Annotated in this window: 12 protein-coding genes and 1 pseudogene; 2 read left to right on the forward strand and 11 right to left on the reverse strand. The window is 39.1% G+C overall.

Going from position 1 to position 9,300, the window contains the following annotated elements:
• Nucleotides 1-143: 143 nt before the first annotated feature.
• Together ntdP and recX are read right to left on the reverse strand one after the other, a co-directional pair.
• Nucleotides 144-677, reverse strand: a complete 534-nt coding sequence (gene ntdP / locus ACFPQ3_RS04055) for a nucleoside tri-diphosphate phosphatase (protein WP_156807260.1) — start codon at nucleotides 675-677, stop codon at nucleotides 144-146.
• A gap of 80 nt (nucleotides 678-757) precedes the next feature.
• A complete protein-coding gene (recX, locus tag ACFPQ3_RS04060; protein WP_156807259.1) occupies nucleotides 758-1,534 on the reverse strand; it encodes a recombination regulator RecX in 777 nt (258 codons plus the stop codon).
• Between the two features lie 70 nt (nucleotides 1,535-1,604).
• Here recX and ACFPQ3_RS04065 point away from each other — a divergent pair, with 70 nt between their 5' ends.
• Both ACFPQ3_RS04065 and rlmD read left to right on the forward strand, forming a co-directional pair.
• Nucleotides 1,605-2,549, forward strand: a complete 945-nt coding sequence (locus ACFPQ3_RS04065; RefSeq protein ID WP_156807258.1) for a hypothetical protein — start codon at nucleotides 1,605-1,607, stop codon at nucleotides 2,547-2,549.
• Nucleotides 2,549-3,901 (forward strand): 23S rRNA (uracil(1939)-C(5))-methyltransferase RlmD, encoded by a 1,353-nt coding sequence (rlmD, locus tag ACFPQ3_RS04070; protein ID WP_156807262.1) that lies wholly within the window; start codon nucleotides 2,549-2,551, stop codon nucleotides 3,899-3,901. The genes ACFPQ3_RS04065 and rlmD overlap by 1 nt, the downstream gene beginning before the upstream one ends.
• Nucleotides 3,902-4,160: 259 nt before the next feature.
• Here rlmD and ACFPQ3_RS04075 read toward each other — a convergent pair whose 3' ends face one another.
• From ACFPQ3_RS04075 to ACFPQ3_RS04115, 9 genes and pseudogenes are all read right to left on the reverse strand, one after another.
• On the reverse strand, nucleotides 4,161-5,105 hold the full coding sequence (locus tag ACFPQ3_RS04075) for an IS30 family transposase (RefSeq protein ID WP_380433629.1): 945 nt from the start codon (nucleotides 5,103-5,105) through the stop codon (nucleotides 4,161-4,163).
• 173 nt (nucleotides 5,106-5,278) lie between these two features.
• Nucleotides 5,279-5,835: pseudogene (locus ACFPQ3_RS04080) on the reverse strand (LLM class flavin-dependent oxidoreductase); the annotation flags it as partial.
• Nucleotides 5,836-6,066: 231 nt separating this feature from the next.
• Nucleotides 6,067-6,309, reverse strand: a complete 243-nt coding sequence (locus tag ACFPQ3_RS04085) for a DUF3977 family protein (protein ID WP_156807160.1) — start codon at nucleotides 6,307-6,309, stop codon at nucleotides 6,067-6,069.
• Nucleotides 6,310-6,318: 9 nt separating this feature from the next.
• The gene (locus tag ACFPQ3_RS04090) at nucleotides 6,319-6,759 is read right to left on the reverse strand and encodes an ASCH domain-containing protein (protein WP_156807161.1); all 441 of its coding nucleotides are present in this window, start codon (nucleotides 6,757-6,759) and stop codon (nucleotides 6,319-6,321) included.
• Nucleotides 6,760-6,773: 14 nt separating this feature from the next.
• The gene (locus tag ACFPQ3_RS04095; RefSeq protein WP_156807162.1) at nucleotides 6,774-7,472 is read right to left on the reverse strand and encodes a 3-oxoacyl-ACP reductase; all 699 of its coding nucleotides are present in this window, start codon (nucleotides 7,470-7,472) and stop codon (nucleotides 6,774-6,776) included.
• Nucleotides 7,465-7,701 carry a DUF2829 domain-containing protein gene (locus tag ACFPQ3_RS04100; protein WP_156807163.1) on the reverse strand — a complete coding sequence of 79 codons (237 nt, stop codon included), beginning with the start codon at nucleotides 7,699-7,701 and terminating at the stop codon, nucleotides 7,465-7,467. Before ACFPQ3_RS04100 ends, ACFPQ3_RS04095 begins: the two co-directional genes overlap by 8 nt.
• A gap of 12 nt (nucleotides 7,702-7,713) precedes the next feature.
• A complete protein-coding gene (locus ACFPQ3_RS04105) occupies nucleotides 7,714-8,064 on the reverse strand; it encodes an arsenate reductase family protein (RefSeq protein ID WP_156807164.1) in 351 nt (116 codons plus the stop codon).
• Nucleotides 8,048-8,539, reverse strand: a complete 492-nt coding sequence (locus ACFPQ3_RS04110; protein ID WP_156807165.1) for a methylated-DNA--[protein]-cysteine S-methyltransferase — start codon at nucleotides 8,537-8,539, stop codon at nucleotides 8,048-8,050. The genes ACFPQ3_RS04105 and ACFPQ3_RS04110 overlap by 17 nt, the downstream gene beginning before the upstream one ends.
• A complete protein-coding gene (locus ACFPQ3_RS04115) occupies nucleotides 8,540-9,085 on the reverse strand; it encodes a GNAT family N-acetyltransferase (RefSeq protein WP_156807166.1) in 546 nt (181 codons plus the stop codon).
• Nucleotides 9,086-9,300 lie beyond the last annotated feature (215 nt).

Here is a 9,300-nt window from a genome sequence, read left to right on the forward strand (position 1 = left end):
GTATTTAATGAGTGGGGAATGTTTTAAGGGGAGACGTGCTTTTCAGAGAAAGATTAAAGCTAAGTTAGGGAGACTTGGATGGGGGAGCGATTATCGGTGGTTAAAAGGGTATTAAAAAAGCACTCTTTTGAGTGCGGACAACTTTAACGATTCTTTAGTTCAAGATAACGTTTGTACCAAATTTTGATATAGGCAGGTGAGAATGGTCCTTTCTCATTATTAATCCAATCTACAAGAATTTTAACATTTTCTTTTAGGATAAAGTCCAGATCGTTTGAATAGCCCATTTGTTTTTTATGACTTTCGTATTCATCTACATCAAGGAGTTTTTTTTCTCCGTCTGTAAAAACTTTGACGTCTAGGTCATAATCAATATATTTGAGTGCTTCTTCATCTAAGACATGAGGACTAGCGATGTTACAATAATAAGAAACGCCGTTTTCTCGTATCATTGCAATGATATTAAACCAATATTTTTTATGAAAATAGACTATAGCAGGTTCACGAGTGACCCAACGTCGTCCATCGTTTTCAGTGACTAGTGTGTGATCATTGACTCCAATAACTGCATTTTCAGTTGTCTTTAGTACCATAGTATCGCGCCATGTACGGTGCAAACTACCATCATGCTTATAACTTTGAATTGTAATAAAGTCGCCTTCTTTGGGTAATTTCATGGCAATCTTCTTTCTACAATTTGTTATCCTTAATAGAATAGCATATTTTTAATAAAAAAGCACGATTTTGATAATATAATCTAAAAATATTCTCTTAAAGCCGAACGAATATCATCAAAGTCATATCCTTTTCGAGCTAGTGTCTGTGTTAAACGTTGTCTTAAATCGTAACCTTCATATCGTTTTGAAAGTCGTTGATAAGCTTTTTCGAGTTCTTTTTCTAGAAGGCTTTCTTCGAGTTGAATATCTTTTTCTATACTAAGGCGAGATGTGGCTATTTTAGCTTGTGAGAAGTTGAAGCCTCTTGTAACTAAATTTTGCTGGATTTTTTCTTTTAATTTTTTTTCAGGGAGTTTGGTTTGGTATTTGCGATAAAGTTTTTTAGCAATTTTTTCAGCTAAGGAACTTAAATCGATATTTCCGAGGAGTTCATCGAGTAATGTTGAAGCGATTCCTTTTTGCATGAGTTTTTGTTTAAGGGCGTAAGCACCTTTATCACCTGTATGTTTATTAGCTTCAATAACTTGTTGGGCATAGGCTTTATCGTCAATCCATTTATCTGCTTTGAGTGATTTGATGATATCAGGGATGATATTAGGTTCGATATCGTGATGAGATAGATAGTCTCTGACCTCTTTCTCAGTGCGTTTTTTGAAAGAGAGGTGATAAAGAGCGAGGTTTTTACCGTAAGAGAATTGTGCAAATGATTGAATAGTTTCTAATTCTTCTGGGGTTAGTACCATTCCTTTTGTCATCATAAACCGGACAATAGTGTCCTCTGTTACATAGAGTTTTTCAGTGCTATCTATTTCAACGAGATAGAGGCGTTTTTTCTTTTCAATTTTTGTGATTTTCATAGTTTGATTATACCAAAAATGGTAAAATAGGGGTTATAAAAGATAAGGTATTTTACCAAAAGGGGGAGCTATGGCTGATAAAGATAAGATTGTTGATTTAAACCAATATAGGGAAGAGAAGGAATTTGATGAAGATTTGTTTGAAAATCTTTTAAATATGTCTGATGAAGAGAGTGATGATTTTTATGACAGCATTGCATTTGGTGATGGGCTAAATGCGGATGGTCCAAGTGGGAAAGAACTTTTGGCAGAGATAAGGCGCTTAGAAGAGCTGGAAAGTGATGGCTATTTGGCTTGGATGATGTCTCCTGAAAAATCCTGGCTAAATCTAGATGCTCGTCCATATCTTTCTCTTAAGATGGATTTAGCTGTGCTTTATAAGCAGAATGGTCTCTACCAGAAGGCTCTTGAGCACGTCATGCAAATGTTTCGTGAAGATCCCAATGATTCTTTGGGATGTCGTTATGAAATTTTGGCTTTATACATTCTTAAGTCGGATTATACGATGGCTGATGCTTTTTTCAGAAGTCGAAAAGAGCATGAAGAGGATGCGATGATGGCCATTCCAATGCTTATTTCTGCCATTTTGTCTGACGCTGATAAGCAAGCGGGTGCGTTAATTGAACAGTTGTGTGATCAGGTTGATGGCTTTTTTGAATTTTGCCGTTTGGAAGAATTTCCGATGGCTCGTGTGCTGGATGCGGGAGCTGTGGAATTCTACGAAGCAAATAGTAAAGATAGCCTTTATATTGCTTTGTATAGCATATTACCATTATTGTTGACGACTTCTGTTTATATCCAGGCTTATCTGAATGATCATTTTTCTGATGGTGAGGTCTATTTAGAGGACTTTGGCATTCTAAGTTCGGCTCAATTATTAAGCTTGAATGATTATGATATAAAAACAGCAACAGATATCCAATATTATTCAGAAGAAGAGCTACTAACTATTCCAAAAATTGGTAAGGTAACGCTTAAAAAACTAAAAGAAATAGGAGTGGTGTTTAGAAAGTGATGACTTTACAAGTTAAACAACGTATTCCTTTAAAAATCAAACGGATGGGTATCAATGGTGAGGGTATCGGCTTTTATAAGAAAACGTTGGTGTTTGTGCCTGGTGCGCTCAAGGGAGAAGAAGTATTTTGCCAAATTGTTTCGGTGAAGCGTAACTTTGTCGAAGCTCGGCTATTGACCATCAACAAAAAATCAAAATTTCGTGTCGAGCCTTCCTGTGCTATCTACGAGGAATGTGGCGGTTGTCAGTTGATGCACTTGCGTTATGACCAGCAGTTGGAGTTTAAGGCTGATATTATCAAGCAGGCTTTGACTAAATTTAAGCCGTTAGGTTTTGAGAATTATGAGATTCGTCATACCTTGGGGATGGAAAAACCTGAGCACTATCGTGCAAAATTGCAATTTCAGACCCGTTCATTTGGGGGTTCTGTTAAGGCTGGTTTATATGCTGAGGGGAGTCATCGCTTGGTCTCAATTGATAACTGTCTGGTACAGGATCAGGTGACGCAACAGATTATCAATCGCGTGGTTGAGTTGTTAGATAAACATAAGGTTCCAATCTATGATGAGCGTAAAATTGCTGGTATTCGGACTGTTATGGTCAGAAAGGCTGAAAAGACTGGACAGGTGCAGTTGATTTTTGTGACTAGTCGTGAGGTTCGTTTAATTAAGGTGATTTTGGATTTAGTGGCAGATTTTCCACAAATTAAAACGGTAGCCTTAAATCTTAATAGTTCTAAAACGAGTGATATTTATGGTGATAAAACGGAAATTCTTTGGGGAGTAGATACCATTTCTGAAGAAGTTTTAGATTATGGCTTTAGGTTATCTCCTAGAGCATTTTACCAATTAAACCCTCAACAAACGCAAGTGTTGTATGGGCAAGTGGTGGCGGCCTTGGACGTTTCTGAAACGGATCACGTGATTGACGCTTACTGTGGTGTGGGTACGATTGGATTTGCCTTTGCGGATAAGGTAGCTAGTGTTCGAGGGATGGATATTATTCCTGAGGCTATTGCGGATGCGAAGCAGAACGCGCAAGCTATGGGATTTGAAAATACTCACTATGAGGCTGGGAAGGCAGAGGATATTATTCCTTGCTGGTATCGTGAAGGATATCGTGCAGATGCTATTATCGTCGATCCTCCTCGTACAGGTTTAGATGAGAAATTATTAAAGACTATTTTAAACTACCAACCGGAGAAGATGGTTTACGTTTCATGTAATACATCAACTTTAGCCAGAGATTTAGTTCAGCTGGCTAAGGTCTATGATGTGAAATATATCCAATCTGTTGATATGTTTCCACATACCGCCAGGACCGAGGCTGTAGTGAAGCTAATCCGCAGATAGTTTCTGTTACTTGTTGTGTTTTGACAACAGGAGGAGAAATCATGATTTTGAAGTTTTTGTTCTACCCAAGGCTTCTTTATCAGTGGAAATCTTTTAATAGCAGAGAGTGGGGCAGAAGCCCTGATTTCGAAGTCCTGACTTCCCTTTGCTATCTTATTTTTAGAATCAGGCTGGAAACAGTCAATAGGTTATTATTTTAGAATAATAAGTGCTTTAATAAGCAAAAATTATCCAATTTATATTAACCCTGCTTGTCAAATTAAGCTAGACATTTTATGTAACTCAGAAAAACTTGATAAGGTGTTTGATAGTTTAGTGATTTCCTAGGAATGTTATTTCGTCTATCAGCTATAGCTGGTAACACTTTTTGAGACAAGCCATTAAAATCCATTTGTTTAGGTAGTCCATGACGTCTTAATAACCCATTTGAGTGTTCATTTAATCCACGTTTCCCAGGGCAACCTGGATCCGCAAAGAAAATATCAATATCGTGTTGGTTAGAAATCGTCTTCCAATTACAGAACTCTTTCCCACAATCAAAGGCCATTGATTTAAAGAGATGTTTTGGAAATCTTGAGAACCATCTAGTTAGTGCTTGTTCAATATCACTAGCTTTTCGCCCCTTTGTTCGAAGCGTGATAATAGCTTTAGACTGCTTCTCTACCAATGTGATAACAGCACTTTTGTGGTTTTTACCAACAATAGTATCCCCTTCAAGATGACCAAACTCACTATCAAATTCTGGATAGACTTTCGAACGCTCACGAATATCCCGACGAAAAGCTAGCTTGCCACGTTTTTCTGTCTTACCATTTGACTTGCGCTTTCCCTTCCAGGGAAGATCCTCTCTCTTGAAGATACCGCGGTCAACTAGGCGATAAAGAGTTCTCATAGAACAAGAGATTTTATCAGGATAAGTTCCTTTAACAACATCTAGACTCCCGTCGCGATCTAAATGCATTTGGATAAATGTTTGTTCATTTTGAGTGAGTTGGGTTTTACGACGACCACAACGCTGCTTGTTAGCTTTGTAGTGTTCATAGTAATCATAGGCAGTGTGTCTAGCCTTAAAATAAGCAATAATCTTATAAATAGTTTGTTTTGATCTTTTGAGTGAGTGACAAATAGCGCTAACTGCCATTCCTTCTTGGTAGTTAGCCTCTATCATTACAAGCTCGTTTGTGGTAAGATGAGTGTAGGTCATTTATGTTAGTTCCTCTCAGAAAAATGTGGTGTTTATCCGAGACTAACATAAATGGCTTTTTTCTGTCTCGCTTAATTTGACAAATTGGGAATCTACAAAATTCCTCCTTAATGACAGATTGTAGAACGCTCAACTCCTTGATTTGTCAGCGTTTTAAGCACCTGTCATTATTATGACACAATCCCCCCTCCAGTCGCAATCCAGATTGGGAAATCCTCTTGAATTGCACGAGGATAAACGGGACGATTATCAACTGACTGGGTGAATTTTCCATTCCACTTCAAGTTAGTCTTTTCTTTTATCGCAAGGAGCATGTCTAGTTTCTCATTGAAGAGTTCATCATAATCTGCCAAATCATAACCAAACAATGGAAAACTTTCAATAAATGATCCACGACCAGCCATGATTTCTGCTCTACCATTTGACAAAGCATCAATGGTCGCATACTGCTGATAGACACGAACCGGGTCGATAGAAGACAAAATTGTCACAGCGCTCGAAAGACGAATATGCTTGGTATTGACTGCTCCTGCTGCTAAGACAATTTCTGATGCTGACACCACAAAATCTTCACGGTGGTGCTCGCCGATAGCATAGATATCAAGGCCTACTTGATCAGCAAGCTCAATCTCCGCCACCAATTCACGAATACGTTGATCGTGCGGAATCGCCTCCCAGTCTTTTCTAAAACCGTTGTTTCTCCAAAAGTAGAAATTCCTAATTCAATCATGTTTGTATCTCTTTTAAGATGATAGGATTATTTTATAACTATGTAGTAATATAAACAACGATTTTGCTCAGCCTAAGAATAATCGCCTCATAATAGGTCAAAAGGCCTTAAAAATAGTAACTGGCTTAGAGTAACGTCGTCAAAAAACGTTGATTCTAAGCCAGTTTATTTTTTTAATTTTCAACAGTAAGATTCAAATCTGGTTTTTCCCGATTTTTCTCACGGATATGATTAAACTGCAGATTTAATTCCCAGAATAACTTTCAAAGCCGTACACGATTTCGTTTGTTTCTTGAAACCTTCTTTGCTATCTAAGATGAACACCATCTTGCCAAACCAAAGTCTGAGGTAATAAGACTTTGGGATGATTTTCCCTGATATTCCTTTGATTTCCCACTCGCTTCCGTCATCTTTTTCAAACTCTGTCCGAATAAACCAACGATTGCCAAAACCTATTTCGATAAACTTTTCCATTGATTTTCCTTAAAGTGGATAAACGACTCTGAATTCTTCTAATACAATCTTGGAATTTTCCGTAAAGGTCAAATCACATTCCCCAAGCCACTGAGTAAACAAGTCTTGGTGAACCTGACGCCAATATGCCAGAGATTTATCGCCTTCACCTTCTTTGAAAGCATGGTCTGATGACACTTCATTAAAGGGAACAACAGACACCTTAGTAATCTCAATAATACAAACAGCCTCATCTTGACTGTCAAGAACAACATCATAAGTTCTGACTTTCGGAAGTGGTTCATTTTCTAATTGATATAAATCATAAGCTGATGCTGTGGCGGTCTTTGTACCTGCTAACACCAACTGAGCAAGTTCATCTGGCTCAGCACCAAATGCCCATGCATCAATTTCATCACCAATTTCTGGACGAATTTTCTTATAGGCTTTCCACATCTCGGTTGCTTTCATGGTAATTCTCCTTTTTATTTCAAACTCCAGCCGCCATCAACTTTGATGATTTCTCCTTGCATGGCTTGTGCCTTTCCTGATGCTAAAAAGAAGGTCAAATCAGCGACTTCTTCTGGCTCTAACCAACGTTTGATTGGGGTTTCAGAGGCTACCCAATCCGCTAGTCCTCCCGGTTCAAAATCGGCTGCTGTCATTGCTGTCTTAACAGCACCAGGAGCAATGCCAAATACTTGAACACCTTGGTCCGCATAATCCAGTGCCAACTGTTTGGTAAAACCTGCTATAGCATGTTTGGAAGCTGTGTAGGCCGCACCGCCACCGCCAGCCAAAAAACTGGCAATAGAGCACATATTGATAATGATACCAGACTGCTGGGCTACCATTTTTGCCAAGTAATGGCGTGTAATGACCATAGCAGAAAAAACGTTGATGGCAAAAATAGTCTCAATGGTTTCTTGGTTCTGCTCTAGTAAGGGTTGATAAGCGTCCAGTATTCCTGCGGTATTGCACAGGACATCTACCGCTGGTGCAAAATCGTAAAGCGCCGCTAGGTCCCCTGTGAGGTCTAATTGAAGAAAATGAAAATCTCCGGATAAGTCAGGTTTAGCTGACTTATCGATCCCATAAACTGCGCAGCCATTTTCCAAAAACACACGCGCCTGAGCCAGTCCGATACCTGAGGAAACGCCTGTAATAAGGACAGTTTTAGTCATGCACTTCTACCCAGTCAGTCGCCAACACATCGCAAGGTGTCGGGCTCCACATGCTAAAGCCTTCACCGTCACCTGTCACGTTAATCAAAAAATAAGGGGTTGCTTCTAACTTTTCGCCGTTGACTTCAATGGTATCAAAGAGCTGTACATAGTTTTCAGCGCCCCCCCATCCGGTACGCACATATTTTTGCTTAGCTTTAAGACCTGGTAAAATCTCCTCAAATGTCATGTTTTTCTCCTTTTATAATCCTAATTCACTGTAATTTGTGCGGTAGCCAATTTGTAGAACTTTGTCACCGTCCACAAGGATTGGTCGCTTAATCAGCATACCATCAGCCACCAACAACGCTAGAGCCTCATCAACTGATAAGGTTGGCAATTTGTCCTTCAGCCCTAACTCACGGTAGCTATTGCCAGAGGTATTAAACAATTTTTTCAGCTCAACACCACTATCGAGCCAGCTTTTCAAAATAGCCAGCTGAGGAGGATTGGTTTTGATGTCAATCGCCTCCACTTCAACACCTAAGTTTTTCAACTCTGACTTCGCTTTACGACAAGTCGAACATTTTGGGTATTCATAAAAAATCATGATTTTTCTCCAATTCTAGTAAATATCTCTTTCGCTCTAAGCCACCAGCATATCCCGTTAGTTGCCCTTTTGACCCTAAGACACGGTGGCAGGGTACAAGGATGCTTAATGGATTTTTTCCTACGGCAGAGCCAATAGCTTGCGCAGACTTACAAGAGAGTTGTTCAGCTAATTGTCCATAAGTTATCGTCTCACGGTAAGGAATATCTGCTAGCGCTGCCCAAACCTTTTTTTGAAAAGCAGTCCCTTGTGGTCGTAAGGACAAATGAACGGTGTCTGGCTTGTCTCCTGCAAAATAGCTATCCAACCACTGCTTAGTGACTTTCAAAATCTCACTATCCTGCTCTGCTATTTCCATCCCCTCAAAACCAGCCATAAAATACTTCTGGTCATCAAAGTAAACGCCACATAACTGATCATCAAAGGCAACTAAGGTCATCTCACCGAGTGGGGATTTGTAACGGCATTTTGACAACATCTAATCTACCATAGCAAATTCAGCAATTTCTTGATACTGTGCCTTTTCTGAACGCATCTTGATCTTCTGGTAAGCAAGTCGCACACCATCAAGAGGGACCTTGCCGCAGTACACATAACCAAGTTTTTCTAAAATGTGTTGCATAATGGTATTTTTTTCGTGAGTATCACAGCGAAAATCTGGACCATCATGCCCTTCAATCAGACCTTGCATGAAGGTTTGTGCCACTTTTTGACCACTATATTGACTAGCAACTGCGACACGGTGGAAAACCGTATAACGTGGGTGATTGTGGCGCCATTTCCCATCGTAAATCTTCTCATAAGCCTCTTCTTTACCAACAATTACCGCAGCATATGAAACAATCTCTCCATCAATGAGACCAACCCATCCACGCGCCTGTAAAATATCATCAAAGATGTCCTCTTCTGCTGGATAAGCACCTTGCCACTGATCACTACCTGAGGCTTTCAAAAAGGCACGTGCTTCTTCAATAATTTCCAAAATACGACCAATTTCATTTGGGTGAGCTAACCGTATTTCCATAGTATTCTCCTTATACACAATCTATTTTTCTATTATACTATTTTTCATCTTTGAATGCTTGCTTTTGTATCACTTATTTTGCTATACTTATCTCATAAAATCTCAAAGGAGTTCCCATGATTACCAAAGAACTATTTTATACAACCCTTGTTGTTCCAAAATGAAAAAATCCCTTATTTTATCGCATTGTTGGCAAGGTTTGACACTACTTATAA

The organism is Streptococcus caledonicus (genome assembly GCF_042656225.1).
GTDB lineage: Bacteria > Bacillota > Bacilli > Lactobacillales > Streptococcaceae > Streptococcus > Streptococcus caledonicus.

Coding starts and splice junctions, on each gene's coding strand:
- ntdP (WP_156807260.1), bottom strand. CDS start 677: ATGAAATTACCCAAAGAAGGCGACTTTATTACAATTCAAAGTTATAAG.
- recX (WP_156807259.1), bottom strand. CDS start 1,534: ATGAAAATCACAAAAATTGAAAAGAAAAAACGCCTCTATCTCGTTGAA.
- ACFPQ3_RS04065 (WP_156807258.1), top strand. CDS start 1,605: ATGGCTGATAAAGATAAGATTGTTGATTTAAACCAATATAGGGAAGAG.
- rlmD (WP_156807262.1), top strand. CDS start 2,549: ATGACTTTACAAGTTAAACAACGTATTCCTTTAAAAATCAAACGGATG.
- ACFPQ3_RS04075 (WP_380433629.1), bottom strand. CDS start 5,105: ATGACCTACACTCATCTTACCACAAACGAGCTTGTAATGATAGAGGCT.
- ACFPQ3_RS04085 (WP_156807160.1), bottom strand. CDS start 6,309: ATGGAAAAGTTTATCGAAATAGGTTTTGGCAATCGTTGGTTTATTCGG.
- ACFPQ3_RS04090 (WP_156807161.1), bottom strand. CDS start 6,759: ATGAAAGCAACCGAGATGTGGAAAGCCTATAAGAAAATTCGTCCAGAA.
- ACFPQ3_RS04095 (WP_156807162.1), bottom strand. CDS start 7,472: ATGACTAAAACTGTCCTTATTACAGGCGTTTCCTCAGGTATCGGACTG.
- ACFPQ3_RS04100 (WP_156807163.1), bottom strand. CDS start 7,701: ATGACATTTGAGGAGATTTTACCAGGTCTTAAAGCTAAGCAAAAATAT.
- ACFPQ3_RS04110 (WP_156807165.1), bottom strand. CDS start 8,539: ATGTTGTCAAAATGCCGTTACAAATCCCCACTCGGTGAGATGACCTTA.
- ACFPQ3_RS04115 (WP_156807166.1), bottom strand. CDS start 9,085: ATGGAAATACGGTTAGCTCACCCAAATGAAATTGGTCGTATTTTGGAA.